Source organism: Tardiphaga sp. OK246 (assembly GCF_900188215.1).
Taxonomy (GTDB): domain Bacteria; phylum Pseudomonadota; class Alphaproteobacteria; order Rhizobiales; family Xanthobacteraceae; genus Tardiphaga; species Tardiphaga robiniae.
The window spans coordinates 1,152,631-1,175,874 of the sequence record NZ_FZOX01000001.1 but is presented as its reverse complement, the minus strand read 5'-3'; the positions used below and the strand labels follow the sequence as shown (position 1 = coordinate 1,175,874).

The 23,244-nt window shown below is 62.3% G+C and carries 20 protein-coding genes; 14 read left to right on the top strand and 6 right to left on the bottom strand.

The genetic code is table 11. The features are described 5' to 3' along the window. Window positions 1-170 precede the first annotated feature (170 nt). From acs to CHC01_RS05705, 3 genes are all read left to right on the top strand, one after another. Window positions 171-2,120, top strand: a complete 1,950-nt coding sequence (acs, locus tag CHC01_RS05715; RefSeq protein WP_176454517.1) for an acetate--CoA ligase — start codon at window positions 171-173, stop codon at window positions 2,118-2,120. Between the two features lie 38 nt (window positions 2,121-2,158). Then, window positions 2,159-3,280 (top strand): Kelch repeat-containing protein, encoded by a 1,122-nt coding sequence (locus CHC01_RS05710; protein ID WP_089263678.1) that lies wholly within the window; start codon window positions 2,159-2,161, stop codon window positions 3,278-3,280. A gap of 273 nt (window positions 3,281-3,553) precedes the next feature. Next, complete coding sequence (locus CHC01_RS05705) at window positions 3,554-4,069, top strand: L,D-transpeptidase (RefSeq protein ID WP_089263194.1); 516 nt, start codon at window positions 3,554-3,556, stop codon at window positions 4,067-4,069. A gap of 63 nt (window positions 4,070-4,132) precedes the next feature. Here CHC01_RS05705 and CHC01_RS05700 read toward each other — a convergent pair whose 3' ends face one another. Both CHC01_RS05700 and CHC01_RS05695 read right to left on the bottom strand, forming a co-directional pair. Next, window positions 4,133-4,648 carry a thermonuclease family protein gene (locus CHC01_RS05700; RefSeq protein WP_244558217.1) on the bottom strand — a complete coding sequence of 172 codons (516 nt, stop codon included), beginning with the start codon at window positions 4,646-4,648 and terminating at the stop codon, window positions 4,133-4,135. Window positions 4,649-4,759: 111 nt separating this feature from the next. Continuing rightward, window positions 4,760-4,990: a DUF1674 domain-containing protein gene (locus tag CHC01_RS05695; protein WP_115033144.1), complete on the bottom strand. Its 231-nt coding sequence runs from the start codon at window positions 4,988-4,990 to the stop codon at window positions 4,760-4,762. 195 nt (window positions 4,991-5,185) lie between these two features. Here CHC01_RS05695 and CHC01_RS05690 point away from each other — a divergent pair, with 195 nt between their 5' ends. The 3 genes from CHC01_RS05690 (at window position 5,186) to purH (ending at window position 10,094) form a co-directional block, all read left to right on the top strand. After that, a complete protein-coding gene (locus CHC01_RS05690; protein ID WP_089263191.1) occupies window positions 5,186-6,526 on the top strand; it encodes an RsmB/NOP family class I SAM-dependent RNA methyltransferase in 1,341 nt (446 codons plus the stop codon). A gap of 183 nt (window positions 6,527-6,709) precedes the next feature. Beyond that, window positions 6,710-8,401 carry a heparinase II/III family protein gene (locus CHC01_RS05685; RefSeq protein WP_089263676.1) on the top strand — a complete coding sequence of 564 codons (1,692 nt, stop codon included), beginning with the start codon at window positions 6,710-6,712 and terminating at the stop codon, window positions 8,399-8,401. 100 nt (window positions 8,402-8,501) lie between these two features. Beyond that, a complete protein-coding gene (purH, locus tag CHC01_RS05680; RefSeq protein ID WP_089263189.1) occupies window positions 8,502-10,094 on the top strand; it encodes a bifunctional phosphoribosylaminoimidazolecarboxamide formyltransferase/IMP cyclohydrolase in 1,593 nt (530 codons plus the stop codon). Window positions 10,095-10,106: 12 nt separating this feature from the next. Here purH and CHC01_RS05675 read toward each other — a convergent pair whose 3' ends face one another. Beyond that, window positions 10,107-11,498, bottom strand: coding sequence for an MFS transporter (locus tag CHC01_RS05675; protein ID WP_089263187.1), 1,392 nt, complete (start codon window positions 11,496-11,498; stop codon window positions 10,107-10,109). 106 nt (window positions 11,499-11,604) lie between these two features. Here CHC01_RS05675 and ggt point away from each other — a divergent pair, with 106 nt between their 5' ends. From ggt to CHC01_RS05660, 3 genes are all read left to right on the top strand, one after another. After that, the gene (ggt, locus tag CHC01_RS05670; protein ID WP_089263185.1) at window positions 11,605-13,350 is read left to right on the top strand and encodes a gamma-glutamyltransferase; all 1,746 of its coding nucleotides are present in this window, start codon (window positions 11,605-11,607) and stop codon (window positions 13,348-13,350) included. Window positions 13,351-13,430: 80 nt separating this feature from the next. Further along, a complete protein-coding gene (locus tag CHC01_RS05665; RefSeq protein ID WP_089263183.1) occupies window positions 13,431-14,735 on the top strand; it encodes an MFS transporter in 1,305 nt (434 codons plus the stop codon). Further along, the gene (locus tag CHC01_RS05660) at window positions 14,722-15,621 is read left to right on the top strand and encodes an amidohydrolase family protein (RefSeq protein ID WP_089263181.1); all 900 of its coding nucleotides are present in this window, start codon (window positions 14,722-14,724) and stop codon (window positions 15,619-15,621) included. Before CHC01_RS05665 ends, CHC01_RS05660 begins: the two co-directional genes overlap by 14 nt. Here CHC01_RS05660 and CHC01_RS05655 read toward each other — a convergent pair. Next, window positions 15,618-16,283 carry a glutathione S-transferase family protein gene (locus tag CHC01_RS05655; RefSeq protein WP_089263179.1) on the bottom strand — a complete coding sequence of 222 codons (666 nt, stop codon included), beginning with the start codon at window positions 16,281-16,283 and terminating at the stop codon, window positions 15,618-15,620. The genes CHC01_RS05660 and CHC01_RS05655 overlap by 4 nt on opposite strands. 108 nt (window positions 16,284-16,391) lie before the next feature. Here CHC01_RS05655 and CHC01_RS05650 point away from each other — a divergent pair, with 108 nt between their 5' ends. The 5 genes from CHC01_RS05650 to panE all read left to right on the top strand — a co-directional run bounded on the left by CHC01_RS05650 (window position 16,392) and on the right by panE (window position 21,020). After that, window positions 16,392-16,997 carry a DUF2239 family protein gene (locus tag CHC01_RS05650; RefSeq protein ID WP_439062031.1) on the top strand — a complete coding sequence of 202 codons (606 nt, stop codon included), beginning with the start codon at window positions 16,392-16,394 and terminating at the stop codon, window positions 16,995-16,997. 85 nt (window positions 16,998-17,082) lie between these two features. Beyond that, entirely contained in the window at window positions 17,083-18,447 is a 1,365-nt protein-coding gene (locus CHC01_RS05645) for an MATE family efflux transporter (RefSeq protein WP_244558216.1), read from the top strand. A gap of 103 nt (window positions 18,448-18,550) precedes the next feature. Continuing rightward, window positions 18,551-19,165, top strand: coding sequence for a 2-hydroxychromene-2-carboxylate isomerase (locus CHC01_RS05640; protein WP_176454503.1), 615 nt, complete (start codon window positions 18,551-18,553; stop codon window positions 19,163-19,165). Window positions 19,166-19,177: 12 nt separating this feature from the next. After that, window positions 19,178-19,915, top strand: coding sequence for an SDR family oxidoreductase (locus tag CHC01_RS05635; RefSeq protein ID WP_089263173.1), 738 nt, complete (start codon window positions 19,178-19,180; stop codon window positions 19,913-19,915). A 181-nt stretch (window positions 19,916-20,096) separates the two neighbouring features. Beyond that, entirely contained in the window at window positions 20,097-21,020 is a 924-nt protein-coding gene (panE, locus tag CHC01_RS05630; RefSeq protein WP_089263171.1) for a 2-dehydropantoate 2-reductase, read from the top strand. A gap of 55 nt (window positions 21,021-21,075) precedes the next feature. On the opposite strand, the gene CHC01_RS05625 is transcribed toward panE, so the two are convergent. Both CHC01_RS05625 and CHC01_RS05620 read right to left on the bottom strand, forming a co-directional pair. Continuing rightward, entirely contained in the window at window positions 21,076-21,666 is a 591-nt protein-coding gene (locus CHC01_RS05625; protein WP_089263674.1) for a c-type cytochrome, read from the bottom strand. A 76-nt stretch (window positions 21,667-21,742) separates the two neighbouring features. Beyond that, window positions 21,743-23,011, bottom strand: coding sequence for a PQQ-dependent sugar dehydrogenase (locus tag CHC01_RS05620; protein ID WP_089263169.1), 1,269 nt, complete (start codon window positions 23,009-23,011; stop codon window positions 21,743-21,745). Between the last annotated feature and the right edge of the window lie 233 nt (window positions 23,012-23,244).

Below are 23,244 nucleotides of genomic sequence, written 5' to 3'. Positions count from 1 at the left end.
GTTTCCAGGCCGTCAAAACGCGAACGTGATTGGGGCTGCGACCTTGCGGACCGACCAAAGGCCTAGTCCGGCCCCGCTTGTCCAGCTATCTCGCGCCGGCGCATATTGCGCGCAACGAGAACCGGCTGGCGGCGAATTCGCGCAGCGGTCGCACGGTGGTGGAGGGGACGATGTCCGACAAGATTTACGACGTACCGGCTGAGTGGACGACGCGCGCCTTCGTCGATGACGCAAAATACAACGAGATGTATGCGCGCTCGATCAGCGATTCCAACGGCTTCTGGGCCGAGCAGGCCAAGCGCCTCAACTGGAGCCACGCCCCCACCAAGATCGAAAACACGTCCTTTGCCCCAGGCAAGATCTCGATCAAGTGGTTCGAGGATGGCGTATTGAACGCCGCCTATAATTGCATCGACCGCCATCTACCGAAGCGCGCCAACCAGACCGCGATCATCTGGGAAGGCGACGACCCCTCGCAGTCGAAGCACATCAGCTATCAGGAACTGCACGACGAAGTCTGCAAGATGGCCAACGTGTTGCGCAACCGCAATGTCGGCAAAGGCGACCGCGTCACCATCTATCTGCCGATGATTCCGGAAGCCGCCTACGCGATGCTGGCCTGCGCGCGCATCGGCGCGGTCCATTCGGTGGTCTTCGCCGGCTTCTCGCCGGACTCGCTGGCGCAGCGCATCACTGACTGCCAGTCGAAGATCATCATCACCGCCGATGAAGGCCTGCGCGGCGGCAAGAAAGTGCCGCTAAAGAACAATGTCGATGCGGCCGTCGCGAAAGCCGGCGGCGTCGACTGGGTCGTCGTGGTCAAGCACACCGGCACACCGGTGAACATGGATCCGGCCCGTGACTTCTGGTACCGCGAAGCCGCCGAAGTCGTCACCACCGAATGCCCCTGCGAGCCGATGAATGCGGAAGATCCGCTGTTCATCCTTTATACGTCGGGCTCCACCGGCCAGCCCAAGGGCGTGCTGCACACCACCGGCGGCTATCTGCTGTTTGCGTCGATGACGCATCAATATGTGTTCGACTATCACGAGGGTGACATCTACTGGTGCACCGCCGACGTCGGCTGGGTGACCGGTCACAGCTACATTCTCTATGGGCCGCTGGCCAACGGCGCGACCACGCTGATGTTCGAAGGCGTGCCGAACTATCCGTCGATGTCGCGCTTCTGGGAAGTCATCGACAAGCATCAGGTCAACATCTTCTACACCGCGCCAACTGCGATCCGCGCGCTGATGCAGGCCGGCGACGAGCCGGTGAAGAAAACCTCGCGCAAGAGCCTGCGATTGCTCGGCTCGGTCGGCGAGCCGATCAATCCGGAAGCCTGGGAGTGGTACTATCACATCGTCGGCGAGGCGCGTGCGCCGATCGTCGATACCTGGTGGCAGACCGAGACCGGCGGCATTCTCATCACGCCGCTGCCCGGCGCGACGAAACTCAAGCCCGGCTCGGCGACGCGGCCGTTCTTTGGTGTCGTGCCCGAGATCGTCGATGCCGACGGCAAGGTGCTCGACGGCGAGACCTCGGGCAATCTCTGCATCGCCAAGTCATGGCCTGGCCAGATGCGGACGGTCTATGGCGATCACGCCCGTTTCGAACAGACCTATTTCTCGACCTACAAGAACAAGTACTTCACCGGCGACGGCTGCCGCCGCGATGCCGACGGCTATTACTGGATCACCGGCCGCGTCGACGACGTCATCAATGTCTCCGGCCACCGCATGGGCACCGCGGAAGTGGAATCGTCGCTGGTCGCACATGAGAAAGTGTCGGAAGCCGCCGTGGTCGGCTATCCGCACGACATCAAGGGCCAGGGCATCTACGCTTACGTCACGCTGATGAACGGGGTCGAGCCGACTGAAGAGCTCCGCAAGGAGCTGGTGGCCTGGGTCCGCAAGGACATCGGCCCGATCGCCTCGCCTGACCTGATCCAGTTCGCCCCGGGTCTACCAAAGACCCGCTCCGGCAAGATCATGCGTCGCATCCTGCGCAAGATCGCCGAAGACGAACCGTCATCTCTGGGTGATACATCGACACTGGCCGATCCCGCCGTGGTCACCGACCTCGTCGAGCATCGGCAGAACAAGAAGCCGGGGGCGTAACCGCTCGCCCAATCTGTCGGCAAACACGGAGTGATGTGGTGGATCGTCGGTCATTCGTGTTGGGAAGTGCTGCAGTTGTTGCGGGCGGAGCCTCCGCCCGTGCGCAACATGCCGGTCATCCCGCATTGCCTGCGGCACCATCGTCGAAAGAGCCCTACGCCAAATTGCAAGGCGGCGTACCGCATCACATGACGCCCGAGCAGGAGGCGCAGCGCGTCACAGAGAGTCCGGCGCCGAAAGGGCCGCAAGGAAAGTGGATATCGCGTGCGGCACTGCCGTTGCCGCGCAGCGAGATGGCCTGGGCGACATCATGGGCCGATCGTATGCATATCGTAGGCGGCTACGGCGAAGGCCGTGTCGACCGCCCCTATCACCATGTCTACGATCCCGCTTCAGATCAGTGGCTCGACGCGGCGCCCCTGCCGCGCGGCGCCAACCATGTCTCGGTCGCTGCCGATGCCGGACGCGTCTATGCGCTCGGCGGTTTCATGCAGCAGAACCGCGGCTCGGACCAGAACGCCTATGCCTATGATGTCGCTGCCAATCGCTGGGATACGATCGCGCCCTTGCCGCGACCACGCGGTGCCGGCGCTGCCGTTGCGCTGAACGGCAAAATCCATCTGATCGGCGGCGCGTCGGAACCTGCGGCAGAGCGCGCCAGTGTCAGTTGGCACGAAGTCTATGATCCCAAGACCGACAAATGGGAGACCCGCAAGGCACTGCCCGGTGCGCGCGACCATGTCGGCTGCGTCGCCACGCGCGGCGTGATCCATGTGATCGGCGGGCGTTTCAATACGTTCGAGTACAATACCGATCTGCACCATGTGTATCTGCCCGAGCGCGACACATGGGAGCTGCGCGCCGCACTGCCGACGACCCGTTCGGGCCATGGCCTTGTCGTGTATCGCGACCGGCTGTTTGCCATGGGCGGCGAATCCGGCGTGGTGCAGAACGGCCAGCTCACCCAGGGCAAGGTGTACGGACAGATGGAAAGCTACGATCCGGCCTCCGACACCTGGCAGAGCCACGCGCCGATGCTGACCCCGCGCCATGCGGTCGGCGCCACAGTTATTGGTGACTGGATCTATGTGGCCGGTGGCGGCGCTGTCCTCGGCGGCGCGGTACAATCCGCCGTCCATGAGGCGTTTACGCTGGCCTAGTGACCTCCAACGCATCGCATCTGGCTGCCCTCACGTGATTGTCAGGGCCGGATGGCCACCCCCGGCCAATTTAGAGCGAGTGTTGTTTTCCGGGCATTTACTTTGTTCAGCGGATTTCCTCTTTAGGCGCTCGTTGGCGCACTCCCCCGCGCCGGCAGAGACCAGTTGTTTACGCGACTGGTTGAGAATTTCCCGTGTGCAATTGTTTTCGTCGCCTTGAGAGGCGGCACGACCTCGTCGGCCGCTACCGACCGGGCCGAACTGGAGAGATCGATGTCCTTTAAGATTGCTAGTGCGCTGGCAGCCACCGTTGTCGTTGGCGCCCTGATGTCCCCCACCGCGCAGGCAGCGCCCAATGTGGTCGGCTTCCACGGCGACTATGCCCCCGGCACCATCGTCGTGAAGACCAATGAGCGTAAGCTGTATCTCGTGCTCGAACAGGGTCAGGCCGTGCGCTATCCCGTCGGTGTCGGCAAGCCCGGCAAACAGTGGGCCGGCGCCACCAAGATCGACGGCAAGTACCGCCAGCCGGCCTGGGCTCCGCCCGCCGACGTCAAGCGTGACAATCCGAATATCCCCGATGTGATTGCGGGCGGTTCGCCAGCTAATCCGATGGGCGTTGCTGCGATGACCCTCGCCGGCGGCGAATATGCCATCCACGGCACCAACCGCCCCAATTCGATCGGCGGCTATGTCTCTTACGGTTGCGTCCGCATGTACAACGAAGACATCACCGACCTCTATTCGCGCGTCTCGGTCGGCACGCCGGTGATCGTCACCCAGCGCTGATCGCTGGCAGCTTAGCTATTCTGAAAAGCCGCGCATGATGCGCGGCTTTTTGTTTTGCTGATCTCATCGGCTATCGCACCAGCCGTTGCGATGACCGCCACCATACGGGCGCGCGTGCCCTGCGTTGAGCATCGCTGCAGACACGTTGGGCGTTTGCCTGGTCGCGACATCGGCGACCACGCGGCCGGGATATTTGTCAGGCCCGATATTGTAGATCGTGAGACTTCCCTCGCGGAGCAACTTGGTCAGTGCGGCCGTCGCGGTTTCTGCTTTCTGAATCTCGCGCGCGCATTGCCCCTTCAGCTCCGGCGCATCGATGCCACGCAAACGAATGCGCACGCTGACGTCTTCACCCGACCCAAGATGCACGCGCGCGCCAAAAGTATCGCCGTCGATGGCATAGCGCATCTCGATCGAGTAGCGCGCCTCAGCATTGCCGGCGCGCCTGACGATCGCCTCGGAATCGCGGGCCGCCTCGGTCTGATCCGCGCCGGGCAGGAACGGCAGCCAGCGCTTCACCGGCAGCATGGTGCCGGCGGCCAGGCCGAGCACGAATACCCACGGCATCGCCGCGGACATGCGGGATCGCCACGGCGACGCACGGTGAATGCGCGATGCTGGGGTCATCGTCCTGCGATAATGTGAGTCGAAACAACCAGCCAGAAGAATCTGGCCCAGTGATCCGAAGAGTTAGAAGTCGGACGCAATGCCCTTACGTTCCCAGTCGCCAAAACGCGTGGGCTCCGGGCCTTCAGGTCCCTGGAACTCTTTCGCTTTCGCCGCAGTATGTGCTGCTGCAGCTGCAGCCCGACGTTCTTCTGCCTCGGCCAGCGCGCGCTGCGCGGCGGGCGTCAAAACTTTCTTCGGTGCCGGCTCAGGCTCCGGCAAAGACGTTGCGGACTCGGAAGGAATGTCGTTCATCTCAGGTTTCCTGCTGAACCGGCAAGGGCGGCACGCGTTACATAAATCAATGTCGAACAGTTGCCGTTCGACTGTGAGCATATAAGGGCGATTCTTACATTTGGCATATTCGCATGCGACAGAATCGCTCCCATCCAATGGCCGCATGCTGAGCCTGCCCGCGCCATTGCCCGCCCTCCGTCGTGATGTTTTCGCATGTCGCAAGTAAGATACGCACCGCCAACCGAGGTCCCCGGCCTCGCCGCGCGACGGATTGCGGCGGATATTCTCGACGGCGTCTTGCACAAGCATCGGACCCTCGACGACCAGCTCGAAGGCGCCGCGGCCCATCCCGGCCTGAAAACGCTGTCCGACCGCGACCGCGCGCTGATGCGACGTCTGGTTGCGACGATCCTGCGCAGACTCGGCACGCTCGGGCATATTCTCTCCCGCCTGCTCGACCGTGGTGTTCCCACCGATGCCCCGCGTGCGCAAAGTGCGCTCCTGATCGGCGCTGCCCAGATCCTCTGGATGGACGTGCCGGATCACGCTGCCGTCGACCTGTCGGTCCGCATGGTGCAATCCGACCGTAAGGCCGCGAAATATGCAGGGCTGGTCAATGCCGTATTGCGGCGCTGCGCGCGAGAAGGTCAGCCGCTGATCGACGAAGTGGCCGCCCAGACTCTCGACATCCCGCCATGGCTGATGGCGCGCTGGACGACGCATTACGGCGAGACGGCCGCGAAGGAAATGGCCGTGGCGCTGAGCTATGAGCCGTCACTCGATCTCACCGTCAAATCCGAAGCCGATGCCTGGGCCATGCGCCTGCATGGCGAGGTACTCCCCACAGGCTCCGTCCGAACCCTGCTTCAGGGCTCGGTGACCATGTTGCCGGGCTTCGATGACGGCCAGTGGTGGGTACAGGACGCCGCGGCGGCACTGCCGGCACGACTGTTCGGCGACCTCAAGGGCAAACGCATCGTCGATCTCTGCGCCGCGCCGGGCGGCAAGACTGCGCAATTGGTCCAGGGCGGCGCTCAGGTCACTGCTATCGACCGCTCGCCGAACCGTGTGGCGCGGCTGCGCGAAAATCTGGCGCGGCTGTCGCTTGAGGCCGAAACCGTCGTCGTCGACGGCACCGAATATCCCGGCGAGGGTTTTGACGGCGTGTTACTGGATGCGCCCTGCTCCTCCACCGGCACGATCCGGCGGCACCCCGACGTCGCCTGGCTGAAACAGGACTCCGACATCGTCATGCTGACGGCGCTGCAACGACGCCTGCTGCAGAAGGCGGCTTCCATCCTGAAGCCCGGCGGAACCCTGGTCTATTGCACCTGTTCGCTGGAGCCTGAAGAAGGCGAACAAGCCATCGCCGACCTGCTGGCCAAGGATTCCAGCATGCGCCGCGCCCCCGCCGACGCCAGTGAAGTTGCCGGCCTGGCCGAGATCGTCACCCCCGAGGGCGATCTGCGCACTTTGCCGAGCCATCTGCCCCATACCGATCCTCGGCTCGGCGGGCTCGACGGCTTCTATGCGGCGCGACTCATTAAATCCTGATATTCACAGAGTAATCTCCCGATTCGCGAGGCTTCCACAGGGGGCTTCCTTGTACTGTGTGCGGATCGCGTTTCCGGCTAAAAGGATTCGCAACAACCCTTTCTCTTCCAGTTCAAGGCGCGCGTGGTCGCACATCGCAGACGTATCTCGGGGCTGATCCTCGGCCGCTTCGCGCGGAGCGCGATGTCGCGCGCGTCCGGTGGATCGGCGGCGCTGGCCCGGCTCTGGCCCGGACGCACTGATCGCCTGATCATCGCGCCGCATGATCTGCGCACCACCGATGCCACCCGCGCCGCCGAAATCTATGCCGGGCGCTTCGTCTTCGCCGGCAAGATCGTCACCTGTCACGGCCGCTCGATCTTCGATCTGGAACCGCCGTCGGAAGACTGGGAAGTCTCGCTGCTCGGCTTTGGCTGGCTGAGGCATCTGCGCGCCGCCGACACCGCCATCACCCGCGCCAATGCGCGCTCGCTGATCGACGACTGGATGTCGAATACGTCGCGCAAGCGCCCGGTCGGACGCCGCGCCGACGTCATCGCCCGCCGTGTGATCTCGCTGCTATCGCAGGCGCCGCTGGTACTCGGCGATACCGACGGCAAATTCTATCGCCGCTATCTGCGCTCGCTCAGCCGCGAGATCCGCTCGCTACGCTACGCACTGTCGCATGCACCCGACGGCGTACCGAAGCTGCAGGTACTGATCGCGCTGTGCTACGCCTCGCTATGTCTCGCCAATCAGGCGCGCCACATCCGTACCGCCACACGCAAACTCTCTGACGAATTGCAGCGCCAGATCCTGCCCGATGGCGGACATATCTCGCGCAATCCCGGCGCGCTGATCGAATTGCTGATCGATCTGCTGCCGCTGCGGCAGACTTTTGCCGCCCGCAACATCGCGCCACCGCCGGCGCTACTGAATGCGATCGATCGCATGATGCCGATGCTGCGATTCTTCCGTCATGGCGACGGCTCGTTCGCACTGTTCAACGGTATGAGCAATGCGCCATCGCATCTGCTGGCGACGCTGCTGGCCTATGACGACACGCACGGCGTGCCGATGGCGCATATGCCGCATACCGGCTTCCAGCGTCTCGAGGCCGGTCAGATGACCGTGATCATCGACACCGGCCCGCCACCACCGTCCAGTGTGAGCCACGACGCCCATGCCGGTACGTTGTCGTTCGAACTGTCGTCCGGCCCGAGCCGCATCGTCATCAATTGCGGCATGCCGTCGACGGGTCGCGACAACTGGCGCGCTTTCGCGCGGGGCACGCCCGCGCATTCGACGATGACCTATCACAACACCTCGTCGTGCCAGTTCGTCGAACGCAGCGCGATGAAGAAGTTTCTGCAGGGCGCGCCGATCGTCAACGGCCCGCATGTGGTGGAGAGCTATCGCGAGATCACCTCGAACGGCACCATCCTGACCACCGCGCATGACGGCTATCACCCACGCTTCGGTGTCACGCATCGGCGCGTGCTGATGATCTCCGAGGACGGCTCGAAACTCGAGGGCGAGGACATCGTCGCGGCGGCGCCCGGCGCGCGGCTGAAAGGCAGTAATACCGACTACGCCTTACGCTTCCATCTGCACCCGTCGGTAAAGGCCAGCCGGCTCAGCGACGCCCGAGGCGTCATGCTGGTATTGCCGAACCGCGACGTCTGGACCTTCGAGGCGCTGGACGACAAGGTCGAGCTGGAGGACAGCGTGTTCCTGGCCGGCAATGACGGACCGCGCCGAACCGCCCAGATCGTGATCCACCAGAACGCCCAGCAGACCTCCAGCATCCGCTGGAGTTTTGCCCGCTCGGCCTCCTCGCCGTCGCAAACCACGGCCCGCCGCAACGCCCGCCGCGAGCCGGAATTGCCGTTGTAAATCAGGCCTTCACGACGAAATTGCTGGCATGCAAGCCCTTGCAGTTTCTTGCACCGCGAAACCATGCTACGCGGCGTCCTTCTCCCACGGGATACGCATCATGACCGACCATCCGCGCAAGGTTACTCGCGCTCTATTGTCCGTTTCCGACAAGTCCGGGCTGATCGAATTTGCTCGCGCGCTGTCTGCTCACGGCATCGACCTCGTCTCCACCGGCGGTACCGCCAAGGCGATCGCTGCGGCGGGCCTGAAGGTCTCCGATGTGTCCGACCTCACCGGCTTCCCGGAAATGATGGATGGCCGGGTCAAGACGCTGCATCCAAAGGTTCATGGCGGCCTGCTCGCGATCCGCGACAATGCCGAACACGCCAAGGCGATGAAGGATCACGGAATTTCGCAGATCGATCTGCTCGTCGTGAACCTCTACCCGTTCGAGGAGACCGTCGCGAAGAACGCCTCCTATGAGGATTGTATCGAGAATATCGATATCGGCGGTCCGGCAATGATCCGCGCGGCCTCCAAGAACCACGACGACGTCACCGTGGTCGTCGAGCCGTCGGACTATCAGTCGGTGCTCGACGAACTCGCCACCAACAAGGGCGCGACCACGCTAACGCTGCGCCGCCGTCTGGCAGCCAAGGCTTATGCCCGCACTGCGGCCTATGACGCCGCGATCTCGAACTGGTTTGCCGATCAGTTGAAAATCGATGCGCCGGATTTCCGGGCTGTTGGCGGCAAGCTCGTCGAAGCGTTGCGTTACGGCGAGAACCCGCATCAGACCGCTGCGTTCTATCGCACGCCCGAACTGCGCCCCGGCGTATCCTCGGCGCGGCAGGTGCAGGGCAAGCAACTGTCCTACAACAATATCAACGACACCGATGCGGCCTATGAATGCATCGCCGAGTTCGATCCAAAGCGCACCGCAGCCTGCGTCATCGTCAAGCACGCCAACCCCTGCGGCGTGGCCGAAGGCAGCAACCTGATCGACGCCTATCGCAAGGCACTGGCCTGCGATTCTACTTCGGCCTTCGGCGGCATCATTGCCATGAACCGCACGCTGGACGCGGAGACCGCGCAGACCATCACCGAGATCCTGACCGAGGTGATCATCGCGCCGGACGCCACCGAAGAAGCAATCGCCGTCATCGCCAAACGACGGAATATCCGCCTGCTGCTGGCAGGCAGTCTGCCTGATCCCCGCGCGCCGGGCCTGACCTACAAGACGGTGGCCGGCGGCCTGCTGGTGCAGAGCCGTGACAACGCGGTGGTCGATGACATGATCCTGAAGCCGGTTACCAAACGGCAGCCGACGGAAGCTGAATTGCGCGATCTCAAATTTGCATTCCGTGTGGCCAAGCATGTCAAATCGAACACGATCATTTACGCGAAAGACCTTGCCACCGTCGGTATCGGTGCAGGCCAGATGAGCCGGGTCGATTCCGCTCGAATTGCCGCACGTAAGGCGCAGGATGCTGCTGCCGAACTGAAACTCGCCGAGCCTATGACCAAAGGATCGGTGGTCGCGTCAGACGCGTTCTTCCCGTTCGCCGATGGCTTGCTCGTTGCCATCGAGGCCGGAGCCACGGCCGTGATCCAGCCCGGCGGTTCGATCCGCGACGATGAAGTGATCAAGGCGGCGGATGACGCCGGAATCGCAATGGTGTTCACCGGCGTCCGCCACTTCAAGCACTAAGGCTTCTCAGTCTCAGGCCTCTCGCACCCGTGCGAGCAGGCCAAGGCCTCCAACGAAGAACAGCACCAGCACCGCCATGCCAGCCTTCTGGCTGGCGGTGACTGCGGTGACGAGGCCGATCAATAGCGGCCCCATGAAGGACGTTACCTTCCCTGTCAACGCGAACAGGCCGAAGAACTGCGCGATGCGGTCCTGCGGTGCCAGCCGGATCAACAGCGTGCGCGATGCCGCCTGCAGCGGACCGCCCGCCATGCCGATCAGGCAACCCAGCGCGAGATAGGCCTTCTCCGCAGGCGCCGCGAACAGACCGCCACCGGGCACCGGCGGCGCGACCTTGATGAAGAAGATGGTTTCGCGATCAATCAGCAGGATCGCGATGATCGAGGTCAGCAGCAGCAGGATGCTGCCAGTGATCACACGCTTCGGTCCGAACGCATCGTCGAGCTTGCCGCCGACGAAGGCGCCGAACGTTCCGGCAATGGCCAGGATGATACCGAATGTGCCGATCTGAATCGTATTCCAACCGAACGTGCCGGCCGCATAGATGCCACCGAAAGCAAACAGCGACACCAGCCCGTCCGTGTAGATCATGTTGGCAATCAGGAATGCCATCATCGAGCGATGCTTCGGCAGATCGCTTAGCGTGTGCCTGAGATCGGTCAGACCTGCACGCACGGCGTGACCGGGCGAAACCTTTGCAGGAAAATCCGGCGTCAGCAGAAACATCGGCAGCACGAAGACGACGAACCACAGGCCCGACAGCGGCGCCGAAATGCGATCGCCCTGGAACGTCGCGGGGTCGAGACCGAGGATCGGGACCAGGCCGAAAAGCGTGCGCCCGGTGGTGGGGTTCGCGGCCATGAAGCCGAGCACGATGATCAGGCTGAGAATGCCGCCGACATAGCCGAGCGCCCAGCCCGAACCGGACAGGCGGCCGATTTTATCCGGCGGCACCAACGTCGGCATCATCGCATTGTTGAACACGGTGGCAAATTCCACGCCGATGGTCGCCAAGCCATAGGCAATCAGCAGCGGCAGGATGATAGCGGGATCGCCGGGCTTGCCGATCCACATGATGCAGGCGCCGATCACGAAGATCGCACCGAAGCTTGCGATCCAAGGCTTGCGGCGGCCGCTCGCATCGGCAATCGCGCCAAGCATCGGCGATGCCAGCGCGATGATCAACCCGGCCGCAGCGGTAGCGAAACCCCACAGCGATTGTCCCGTGGCGGCATCGGATGCCACACGCGTGGCGAAATAGGGCGCGAAGACAAAGGTGGTGATGAGACTGAAGTAAGGCTGGGCCGCCCAGTCGAAAAACATCCAACTGATCACCGCAGAGCGCGGTGGATAGGTCTTTGGCGCCGCTGTCACAGAGGCTGATGAAGCGGCGGCGACCGCCATGCGTGGTATCCCCCGCGAATCACAGAGTGTTGTCTCGTACGTTTCACAAGCCATATAGCATTCGAGACGGCGATGCGATCATGTCCGCTGTCAGCCGGAGTGATCGATGGCACCGTTTGCTTTCCTGCGTTGTGCGTGCGTCGCAGCACTCGCATTTATACTCGTCGTCCCGGCATCGACAAACGCGCAGCAGGCGCGTGACATCTATACCCCCGCACCGTCAGGCACGCTCAAACCCATCGCGGCCAAGCATGGCATGGTCGTCGCCCAGGAGAAGATCTCCGCCAAGGTGGGTGCGGATGTCATGGCGCGCGGTGGCAATGCGATCGATGCGGCTGTTGCGAGCGGTTTCGCCATGGCTGTCACCTATCCGCGCGCCGGTAATATCGGTGGCGGCGGTTTCATGGTGATCCACACAGCCTCCGGCGAAGACGTCACCATCGACTATCGCGAGACCGCACCGGCCGCTGCCACCCGCACCATGTTTCTCGGCAGCGACGGCAAGCCGGACACCGCGAAATCCCGCGATTCCGCTTTGGGCATCGGCATCCCCGGCACGGTGGCGGGACTTGCGCTGGCGCTGGAGAAATACGGCTCGGGCAAGTTCACATTGTCGGATCTGTTACAGCCCGCGATTGCGCTGGCGCGCGACGGCTTCATCCTGACTGACGATGGCGCAGATACGCTGCCGGATTGGCACAGACGCCTGGCGCGCTGGCCCGCGACGAAGAAGATCTTTTCGCGTGACGATGGCACGTCGCTGCGCGAGGGCGACCGGTTGATCCAGACAGACCTCGCAACAACGCTCACGGCGATTGCCGCACAGGGACCGCGCGGCTTCTATGAGGGGCCCATCGCCGAGAAGTTGGTCAGCGGCATCAATGCGGCAGGCGGCATTTTCACGGCAGACGACCTCAGGACCTATCAGCCCGTCGTTCGCACGCCAGTCCGCGGCAGCTATCGCGGCTACGACATCATCTCAATGCCGCTGCCGTCATCCGGCGGAACGGTGCTGCTGGAGACACTGAATATTCTCGAAGGCTTTCCGATGGGCGATATGCGGCAGGCCTCCGCACCGTCGTTGCATCTGCTGGTCGAAGCCATGAAGCGTGCTTATGCGGATCGCGCGCGCTATCTGGGCGATCCCGCTTTTGTCAACGCGCCGATCACGACGCTGACGTCGAAGGACTACGCCACCGGACAGCGCGCCTCAATCGATCCCAACAAGGCAACGCCGTGGACCGATGCCCTCTCGGCCGTACCGCCGCGCGAAGGACAGAATACGACCCACTATTCAGTGGTCGACAGCGCCGGCAATGCGGTGAGCAACACTTACACGCTGAACTTCAGTTATGGTGTTGGCCTGATCGCCGACGGCACCGGCGTATTGCTCAACAACGAGCTTGACGACTTCACCGCCGCACCCGGCGCATCCAATGCCTATGGTCTCGTCGGCTTCGAAGCCAACCTGCCCGGCCCAGGCAAGCGCCCGTTGTCATCGATGTCGCCGACCATTGTCCTGAAGGACGGCAAGCCGGTACTCGTCACCGGTTCGCCCGGCGGCAGCCGCATCATCTCGACAGTGCTGCAGGTGATCGTCAATGTGATCGACTACAGAATGGATGTGATGTCGGCCGTCGCGACCTCTCGCCTGCATCACCAGTGGCTGCCTGATGAAGTGCGCATCGAACGCGGCTTCAGCGAAGAGACCCTCAATGCCCTGCGTGCCATGGGCCACAAGGTGGTCGAGCCGATGGGCCAGACTTCGGCCAATTCTATTCTCGTGACGCCAGACGGCTTGCTTGGTGCCCCTGATCCGCGTACGCGTGGCGCTGAGGCATCTGGGTACTGACGTCCAATGACATATCCGGTGCTCCCAGGGGCGCACGGGTGAGCGCCCCCGAACCAAGACGACTAACGGGGGAAACAATCATGAGCGGCAACCGACCAACCGATCCCGGCGCCATTGAGCGCGCGGAAATCGAAGACACCAGCCTTCTGGCCTTCTATCGCGACATGAATCCGCCGGAGCGCCGCACATTCTGGGCCTGTGCCACAGGCTGGGCGCTCGATGGCATGGATTTCATGATCTATCCGCTGGTGATCGGCACCATCATCGTGATGTGGAAGGTCGATCCCGGCACCGCCGGACTCGCCGGCACGGTGACACTGCTCGCATCCGCCATCGGCGGCTGGCTCGGCGGTTATCTTGCCGACCGTATCGGCCGCGTCCGCACGCTGCAGCTGACCATCCTGTGGTTCTCGTTCTTCTCGCTGATCTGTGCCTTCGTGCAGAATTTCGATCAGCTGCTGGTGGCGCGTGCGCTGCTCGGCATCGGCTTTGGCGGTGAATGGGCCGCAGGCGCAGTGCTGATGGGCGAAGCCATCCGTCCGCAATATCGCGGTCGAGCTGTCGGCTCGGTGCAATCCGGGTGGGCGATCGGCTGGGGTCTCGCCGTGCTGTCACAGGCGGTCTTGTTCTCATGGCTTCCACCAGAGACAGCGTGGCGCTGGATGTTCGCCATCGGTGCACTGCCGGCTTTGCTGGTGCTGTATCTGCGCCGCTACGTCGAAGAGCCGGTCATCGCCGCGGAGACCCGCGCCAAGCAGAACGCCAGCGGCGATCGCCCCAAGCTCAGCGAAATCTTTGCCGGCCCGATGCTGAAGACCACGATCCTTGCGTCGCTTGCTGCGACCGGTTGCCAGGGTGGCTATTACGCCATCACCTTCTGGGTGCCGCGCTTCCTCACCACCGAGCGCAAGCTGTCGATCGTCTCATCGACCGGCTATCTCTCGGCGCTGATCGTCGGCTCCTTCATCGGCTATCTCGTCGGCGCCTGGCTCGCCGACCGCATCGGTCGCCGCAACCTGTTCCTGACCTTCTCGCTCGGCGCCATCGCAGTCATCCTGATCTACACACAGGTGACGCTCACCAACGAAGTTCTGTGGATCCTCGGCTTCCCGCTCGGCTTCTTTGCGTCGGGCTACTTCTCCGGCATGGGCGCGTTCCTCACGGAGCTCTATCCAACACGTCTGCGCGGATCTGGTCAGGGCTTCTGCTACAATTTCGGCCGTGGTATCGGCGCTCTGTTCCCGTTCCTGGTCGGCGCTCTGTCCAACACCACCAGCCTCGGCAATGCCATCGCGATCTTCGCAGTGCTGGCTTACGGCCTGTTCTTCCTCGCAGCCTATGCGTTGCCTGAAACCCGCGGACGTATTCTCTATGCAGACGCCTGATTCATCCCCCAGCGAACCCCGGGCTTGCCCGGGGCCGCAACCGACCCAGCGCAGCGCGACACGGTTCACCGTGCCGCGTGGTGCCGTTGATACGCATGCCCATGTGATCGGTCTGCCGCCGGACTATCCGTTCGTCGCCGGGCGGAGCTACACGCCGCCAAAGGCCACGGCGGCATCTTATCTATCGATGCTCGATGCGACCGGCATGACTTACGGCGTGCTAACGCAAGTCAGCGTGCATGGCACCGACAACCGCCTGCTGGTGGACGCGCTCACCGCCAATCGCCAGCGGCTGCGCGGCATCGCCGTGATCGGGCTGGATTGCCCCGAGAAGGAGAAGGTGGCGCTGAAAGAAGCCGGCGTCGTCGGCCTTCGGCTCAACGTGCTTTATGGCGGCGGGATGGGTTTCGCGCAGCTCGAGGACTACGCGTCGCTCTGCCGCGAGATGGGCTGGCATCTGCAATTCCTGATCGATGCCAAGGATATTCCGGCTCTCGCCTCACGCTTTGCGAAACTGCCGGTGCCATTCCTCGTTGACCACATGGGACACTTCCCGACCTCACGCGGCATCAACGATCCGGGCTTCGACGCTCTGGTCGGCCTCGTGCGCGACGGCGCATGGGTTCGACTGTCCGGCGCGTATCGCACCAGCCTCCAGGGTGGGCCGCCCTATAGCGATACGATTCCCTTCGCCCAGAAGCTGGTCGCCGCCAATCCCGACCGTTGCGTCTGGGGCTCCGACTGGCCGCATGTGGCGAACTGGGATGTGATGATGGGCGTAAGCGATCTGCTCGACCTGCTTGCAGAGTGGGTGCCGGATGAGACGACGCGCAATCGTATCCTCACGAACAATCCGCAGAAGCTGTTCGGCTTCCCCGCGGTCTAGCGCCCCACCGAATACGGCCCGCCCTTCTCCAGCGCACGCTGATAGGCGGGCCGCGCGTGGATCTTCGCGAGCCACGCCATCGCCTTGGGGTGTCCTTGCTCCAGCCCGGCGCGCGCGGACGCGGCTTCGAGCGGGAAGCTCATCTGGATATCGGCTGCAGTGAACTCGCTGCCCGCGAACCATTCGCTCTTCGACAGTTCGCCTTCCCAGAACGCCATGTGCTGTTTGAGTTGCGGATCGACCAGCGTGTCCAGCGCTTTCGCCGCGATGGCATTGACCACCGGGCGCATCAGCAACGGCGCGCGCTTCGGCAGCATCATGAAGATGAGCTTCAACAGTAGCGGCGGCATCGCCGACCCCTCGGCATAGTGCAGCCAGTAGGTGAAGCGCAGACGCTCCGGGGTATTGTCGGCGGGGATCAGCCGGCCATTGCCATAGGTCTTGACGAGATATTCGACGATCGCGCCGGACTCGGCGATCGTGTTGCCGTTGTCGGTGATGACCGGCGACTTGCCGAGCGGATGAATCGCCCGCAGCTCCGGCGGAGCCAGCATGTTGGGCTGCCGGTTGTATCTGATGATCTCATAGGGAGTGCCGAGCTCTTCGAGCAGCCACAGGACGCGCTGGGAGCGCGAGTTATTCAGGTGATGGACAGAGAGCATGGCGATCCTTTGCGAGCTGGCGCGCTCAATTATCGCCCGGGTAATATTGACAGATATATTATCCGGGTATAATTAGCATCGATCTTGATGATGAGACGGGCTTATCCCATGACTGAAATGAGTGTTCCTCCGTTTAGCGCCTTTGCCGGTCCGAAGCTGCTGGCTTCTGGGCCATTGGCCGAGGTGGCGATCGCAATCAAGATCGCGACCGGCGCAATCGCCGATCCGATCGTCATTTTCGACAATGCCACCGGCAAGTCACTCGATATCGATTTGCGCGGCAGCCATCGCGAGGTCGTCGCCCGCCTGCCTCAGCCAACAACTATCGAGCCGGAAACCGACGCGCCCGCTGAGCCCCGTGGCCGTGGCCGGCCGAAGCTCGGCGTCGTCGCCCGCGAAATAACGCTGTTGCCGCGACACTGGGATTGGCTCGGCGCACAGCCGGGCGGTGCCTCAGTCGCGCTACGCAAGCTGGTAGAAAATGCCCGCCGCGCGAGTGGCGACAGGGATCGTCAACGCGCCGCGCGCGATGCGGCCTATCACTTCATGTCGACAATGGCCGGCGATCGGCCGGGCTTCGAGGAAGCGTCGCGCGCGCTGTTTGCCGGCGATCGACGGCGCTTCACCGAACTCATCGCGAATTGGCCAGTCGATATCCGCGATCACATCGTAATACTCGCATTTCGTGATCAGGCCGCCGCCCCACCGGCCTGATCGCGCCCCATCAACCACCACAACACCGTGCGCATCAACGCGCGCTAACGGACCGTTATGTCTTCGTGCCAACCGAGAACCCGCTATGTCTGAGCCTTTGCCGATGACACCGCGTCCTTTGTGGAGGACGTTTCTCACCTTCCTTGCACCGATGATGCTGAGCAATATTCTGCAATCGCTGTTCGGCACCATCAACAGCATCTATGTCGGCCAGATGATCGGCGTCGATGCGCTCGCGGCGGCATCGGTGTTCTTTCCGATAATGTTTTTCTTCATCTCCTTCGTCGTGGGATTGGGAGCGGGCGCGTCGGTGCTGATTGGCCAGGCCTGGGGCGCGGGCGAGCGCCACAAGGTAAAGGCGGTGGCCGGCACGACTCTCGCTGTCGCCCTTCTGCTAGCGGTCATCATCGCGGTGTTCGGCGCCCTGTTGAGCCGACCAATGATGGTTGCGCTTGCGACACCGGCAGATGTTCTCGACCAGGCCAGCGCCTATGCCCGGATCATGATGCTGGCGATGCCGGCGACCTTCATCTTCATTCTGATGACATCGATGATGCGCGGCGTCGGCGACACCGTGACGCCGCTATGGGCGCTGGCACTATCCACCATCATCGGACTCACCGTCACACCGGCGCTGATCCAGGGCTGGTTTGGCCTGCCGCGACTTGGCGTGGCCAGCGCTGCCTGCGCCGCGGCCGCGTCGAGCGCGTTCACGCTGCTCTGGCTCGCCATGTACCTGCGCCGCAAGAAACACGCGCTCGCGCCCGACGCGGAGCTCCTGCGCAGAATACGGCTTGACCCCGCGCTGCTGCGCAAGGTGTTGCGGATCGGTATCCCTTCCGCGATCGGCATGGCCGTCATGTCGGTGGCCGAACTTGTGCTGCTCGGCCTCGTCAACGGCTTCGGCTCCAACGCGACCGCCGCTTATGGCGCGGTCAACCAGATTTTGAGCTATGTGCAGTTTCCGGCCATTTCGATCTCGATTACGGTCTCGATCTTCGGCGCGCAGGCCATCGGCCGCGGCCAGGCCGACCGGCTCGGCGCCATCGTCCGCACCGGATTGCTGATGAACGTCGTCCTGACCGGCGGACTGGTGGCGATCGCCTACCTGTTCTCCAGCACCCTCATGAGCCTTTTCATTGTCGATCCCGCGGTCCTCGAACTCGCACAGCGATCGCTTCACATTGTACTGTGGAGTTCGGTCCTGTTCGGCATGGCCACAACCTTCTCCGGAATGATGCGTGCCAGCGGAACGGTATTCGCACCATTGGCGCTTCTGGTTTTCGCCATCGTTGCCATCGAGGTGCCCTCGGCCGTCATCCTCAGCCGCACTATCGGTCTCGATGGCGTCTGGGCCGCTTACCCCATCACCTTCTGCGCCATGTTTGTTCTGCAGATGAGCTATTACATGCTGGTGTGGCGCAAACGGACCGTACAGCGTCTGATCTGACACTGTGCGTCGTCAAGCCATAGCATTACGGTCATCATAAAAGATGTGGACGCATCGCACGTGCTGCGCCACACTGCACCCAATAAAAATTCGGGAGACCGCCTTGGCCAAGACGTCGCCACAATTCCTGTTCGATTTCGGCAGCCCCAACGCCTATCTCAGCCATCTGGCGATCCCGGCGATCGAAGCGCGCACCGGCGTGACATTCGAATACGTCCCGGTCCTGCTGGGGGGCATCTTCAAGGCGACCAATAATCGCTCGCCGGCGGAGACCTATGCCGGCGTCAAGAACAAACGTGAATTTCATCAAATCGAGACCGAGCGGTTCGTGAAGCGCTTCAGCGTCAAGCCCTACACGATGAATCCGTTCTTCCCGGTCAACACGCTGAACCTGATGCGCGTCGCCATCGCGGCACAGCTTGACGGCGTGTTCGAGAAATATGTCGAGGCGGCATTCCATCATATGTGGGGTGAGCCAAAGAAGATGGATGACCCCGACGTGGCCATCAAAGCGCTGACGGAGTCGGGTCTCGATGGCGCAAGACTGTTCGCACGCGGGCAGGAGCCGGAGGTGAAGGCGGTGCTGGTCGCGAACACGCAGACCGCAGTCGAGCGCGGCGCCTTCGGCTCGCCGACCTTCTTCGTGGGTAACCAGATGTTCTTCGGCAAGGAGCAACTGCGCGAAGTCGAGGAACTGATCACCGGCGCCAGCACGTAACGGGAGAGTTTCATGCAGAAGCGCAACGCGACTGTCGCGGTCATCGGAGCTGGAGACTATATCGGCGCCGAGATCGCCAAGAAGTTTGCCTCAGAAGGTTTCACAGTGTTCGCCGGGCGCCGTAACGGCGACAAGCTGGCGCCTTTGGTGGCGGAGATCGAGGCCATAGGAGGCACAATCGTGGCGCGCTCGCTCGATGCCCGCAAGGAAGACGAGATCGCCGCCTTTCTCAACGACGCAGATGCGCACGCGCCATTGGAGGTCTGCATCTTCAATGTCGGCGCCAACGTCAATTTCCCAATTCTGGAGACGACCGAGCGGGTGTTTCGCAAGGTCTGGGAGATGGCCTGCTATTCCGGTTTCCTGGCCGGGCGCGAAGCTGCACGGCTGATGATGCCGCGTGGCCAGGGCAACATCTTCTTCACAGGCGCCACCGCGAGCTTGCGTGGCGGCAGTGGTTTTGCCGCTTTTGCATCGGCCAAATTCGGGTTGCGTGCAGTAGCTCAGGCGATGGCCCGCGAGCTCGGCCCGAAAAACATCCATGTCGCCCATCTGATTATCGACAGCGGCGTCGACACCGCCTGGGTGCGCGAACGCCGCGAGCAGATGTGGGGCAAGGAGGCGCTCAACAATCCCGATTTGTTGATGCCGCCTGCGTCGGTCGCCCAGTCATACTGGCAGCTCTATCAGCAGCCGCGTAGCGCCTGGACGTTCGAGCTGGAGATCCGCCCGTTCGGAGAGAAGTGGTAGTCCGCTCACACCACAGCCGTCATTGCGAGGAGCCCTTGCGACGAAGCAATCCAGCTCTGCATCGACAAGGAACTGGATTGCTTCGCTCAAGGGAAAGTTGGCAAGCTAACTTTCCCAGAGCTCGCAATGACGGGCTACTGTTTGACAGCTTCACGTTCCAATCCAACATGGACTCATCCCAATGCGTATTCTCGTGGTCGGCGCCGGTGCTATCGGCGGTTATTTCGGCGGCAGGCTGTTGCAGGCCGGCAATGACATCACTTTCCTGGTTCGCCCGAAGCGCGCCAGCGAATTGGCGAGCGCCGGCCTTGTCATCAAGAGCCCGCACGGCGACGTGACCCTGAAGAATCCGCCGACGGTGCAGGCAGATGCGATCAAGGAGAAATTCGATGTCGTGCTGCTGAGCTGCAAGGCCTTCGACCTCGACGACGCCATCGCGTCCTTTGCACCCGCGGTTGGGCCAAACACGGCGATCATTCCGCTGCTCAACGGCATGAAGCATCTCGACGTACTGGAGAAGAAGTTCGGCGCCGAGAACGTCATGGGCGGCCAATGCCAGATCGCTGCAACGCTCAACGACGCGCGCGAGGTCGTCCAGATGGCGCCGATGCAGGTGCTCAGCTTCGGCGAACGCAAGGGCGGCAGTTCAGATCGCGTGAAGGCGATCGCTGCGATCATGGCGACCGGCAACTTTGGAGGCGCGGCCTCCGAGAATATCATGCAGGATATGTGGGAGAAGTGGGTGTTCCTGGCGACAATCGCCGGCTCCACCAGCGCGATGCGCGGCGCTGTCGGTGACATCGTCGCGGCACCTGGCGGCCGGGACTTCATCCTCGGCGTGCGGGATGAGATGAGTGGCGTCGCCAAGGCCAACGGCTTCGCACCGCGGGCAGCCTTCCTCGAACGCACCGAGGGCATGCTGACAGCAGAGGGTTCGAAGATGACCGCCTCGATGTATCGCGACATCCTCAACAAGGCGCAGATCGAGGCCGACCAGATCGTCGGCGATGTCATCGCCCGCGCCGATGCCGCCAAGGTTGCCGTGCCGCGACTGCGGATGATCTATACGCATCTCAAGGCGTATGAGCATCAGCGGGTAGCGTAAGCATCGGGACGTAGCCCGGATCAACCCAATCGCAATCCGGGCTACGGATTTCCCCTCATAGATGCGCCAGATAATGCGCCAGCGCAGTGATCTCTTCTTCACTGAGCGAATAGGCAACCTCAGCCATCGCTGCCATGCCGCCACCGGCGCGGACGCCGGACTTGTAGTCGCGCAGCGCCTTGACGAGATAGTCCTCGCGCTGTCCGGCGATACGCGACACCGCCTTCGTGCCGCCATAACTTTCCGTGTGACATGATGCACAGCGACGGCCGACCGCCGCTTGCGCGCCCTTGGCCGACAAATCCGGATTGTCATCGGGCTTCTTACCCTCCGGCGGTTTCAGCGAGGCGAAATAGGCGCCGAGATTGCGGATGTCGTTGTTGTCGATCTGCTCCAAGATCGGCTGCATCTGTTCGTTCTTGCGCGTACCTGAACGAAAGAACACCAGCTGCCACTGGATAAACAGATCCGGCTGTGCGGCGAGCGAAGGGATATTCTCCATTTGCGAGATGCCATTCTCGCCGTGACAGCCGCTGCAGAGCTCGGCTTTCTCCTTACCCGCGGCGATATCGGCGGCATCAGCCGGACTGGACCCAGAACCAAGAACTAGAAAGACAAGAAAAGCCGCGATTGCAGAACGATGCATGAGCCACATTCCCATTCCAGAATACATGAGGCTGGAGCTGCGGATGACGCAACTCCAGCCTCACGCAATTCGCGACTTACTTCGCGTAGCTGATGCGATAGATTGCGCCTGCCCAATCGTCGGCAATCAGCAGCGATCCATCCTTGGCCAGAACGATATCGGCAGGGCGGCCGAGATAACCCTGGTCACCCTCGATCCAGCCGGAGGCAAAGATCTCCTGCTTGGCGTTCTTGCCATCCGGCCCGGCGATCACACGCTTGATACGTGCGCCCTGATACTTGTGCCGGTTCCACGAGCCATGCTCCGCAATGAAGATGTTGTTCTTGTATTCGGCAGGAAACATGTTGCCGGTATAGAACTTCATCCCCAGGGGTGCGACATGGGCGCCGAGATTCAACACCGGCGGCGTGAATTCCGAGCACTTGTGACCCATGGCGAATTTCGGATCCGGCATGTTGCCTTGATGGCAATGCGGATAGCCGAAATGCTCGCCGAGCTTCGAGATCATGTTGAGCTTGTCGCTCGGCATATCGTCGCTGATCCAGTCGCGCGCATTTTCGGTGAACCAGTATTTGCCGGTACGCGGATCGACGTCGCCGCCCACCGAATTGCGCACGCCCAGCGCAACGATTTCGGCATTGCCGGTCTTGGGATCGACACGGCGGATCTGCGACAGGCTGGTCGGCGGAATGCCGATGTTGAAGGGAGGTCCGAACGGAACGTAGAACCAGCCATCTTTATCGGGCGCGAGATACTTCCAGCCATGTGCGGCGAATGACGGCATATCGTCATAGACCACCTTGCCGTCACCGAGCTTGTCGATATTTGCCTCGGCATTCTCGTATTTGATCAGCTTGTTGATATCGATCACATAGAGCGCACCGTCCTGGAAGGCGATGCCCGTCGGCATCTTCATGCCCTTGATGACGGTCTTGACCTCTTTCTTGCCGCCCTTGTCGGTGATCGCATAGACGTTGCCGAGGCCGAACGATCCGACAAAGAGTGTGCCTTTATCGCCCCAGGCCATCTGCCGCGCCGCCAGCACGCCGGATGCATAGACCTCGATCTTGAATCCCGGCGGCAGCTTGATCTTCTTCATCATGGCTGCGAGTTCGGCATCGGACGCACCGGTCGGCGGGCCCGACGGCGGCGCCAGCCCCTTCTGTGCCTCGGTCTCGTCACCGAGGAACCAGTCGTCCGGCGGATTGGTCCAGAATTCCTTGGTATCGGATTTGTAGCTCTTGAGCTTCTGCTGTGCGCTCGCTTGATTGAGCGAGGCCATGCCGATCGCCGTAGCGAGGATGGCGGCGCACGCAACAACGGATCGACCAGTCATCGATTTCATCGCGTCACTCCCTGTGCAGCTTGTTGCGGCTGCTATGTCTTATTGAACGTTCGAGACGAACTTTATTGGTCTGTGATTTTCTCAGACAGTGAGATGCTAGCACAAATGTCGCAGGTGAAAAGCGCAACTAACGCTCGCGCAAATGAAAGACGTCGCCATCACGACGACATCTTGAAAAAAATTTTGAAAGTTAGTTCCAGTAGCCTGATGCAATTGGCGCATCGCACCGCATC

Coding starts and splice junctions, on each gene's coding strand:
- CHC01_RS05625 (WP_089263674.1), bottom strand. CDS start 21,666: ATGCATCGTTCTGCAATCGCGGCTTTTCTTGTCTTTCTAGTTCTTGGT.
- CHC01_RS05650 (WP_439062031.1), top strand. CDS start 16,392: ATGACTGAAATGAGTGTTCCTCCGTTTAGCGCCTTTGCCGGTCCGAAG.
- CHC01_RS05660 (WP_089263181.1), top strand. CDS start 14,722: ATGCAGACGCCTGATTCATCCCCCAGCGAACCCCGGGCTTGCCCGGGG.
- ggt (WP_089263185.1), top strand. CDS start 11,605: ATGGCACCGTTTGCTTTCCTGCGTTGTGCGTGCGTCGCAGCACTCGCA.
- CHC01_RS05695 (WP_115033144.1), bottom strand. CDS start 4,990: ATGAACGACATTCCTTCCGAGTCCGCAACGTCTTTGCCGGAGCCTGAG.
- purH (WP_089263189.1), top strand. CDS start 8,502: ATGACCGACCATCCGCGCAAGGTTACTCGCGCTCTATTGTCCGTTTCC.
- CHC01_RS05705 (WP_089263194.1), top strand. CDS start 3,554: ATGTCCTTTAAGATTGCTAGTGCGCTGGCAGCCACCGTTGTCGTTGGC.
- panE (WP_089263171.1), top strand. CDS start 20,097: ATGCGTATTCTCGTGGTCGGCGCCGGTGCTATCGGCGGTTATTTCGGC.
- CHC01_RS05700 (WP_244558217.1), bottom strand. CDS start 4,648: ATGTCCGCGGCGATGCCGTGGGTATTCGTGCTCGGCCTGGCCGCCGGC.
- acs (WP_176454517.1), top strand. CDS start 171: ATGTCCGACAAGATTTACGACGTACCGGCTGAGTGGACGACGCGCGCC.
- CHC01_RS05685 (WP_089263676.1), top strand. CDS start 6,710: ATGTCGCGCGCGTCCGGTGGATCGGCGGCGCTGGCCCGGCTCTGGCCC.
- CHC01_RS05645 (WP_244558216.1), top strand. CDS start 17,083: ATGTCTGAGCCTTTGCCGATGACACCGCGTCCTTTGTGGAGGACGTTT.
- CHC01_RS05620 (WP_089263169.1), bottom strand. CDS start 23,011: ATGAAATCGATGACTGGTCGATCCGTTGTTGCGTGCGCCGCCATCCTC.
- CHC01_RS05690 (WP_089263191.1), top strand. CDS start 5,186: ATGTCGCAAGTAAGATACGCACCGCCAACCGAGGTCCCCGGCCTCGCC.
- CHC01_RS05665 (WP_089263183.1), top strand. CDS start 13,431: ATGAGCGGCAACCGACCAACCGATCCCGGCGCCATTGAGCGCGCGGAA.
- CHC01_RS05655 (WP_089263179.1), bottom strand. CDS start 16,283: ATGCTCTCTGTCCATCACCTGAATAACTCGCGCTCCCAGCGCGTCCTG.
- CHC01_RS05675 (WP_089263187.1), bottom strand. CDS start 11,498: ATGGCGGTCGCCGCCGCTTCATCAGCCTCTGTGACAGCGGCGCCAAAG.
- CHC01_RS05635 (WP_089263173.1), top strand. CDS start 19,178: ATGCAGAAGCGCAACGCGACTGTCGCGGTCATCGGAGCTGGAGACTAT.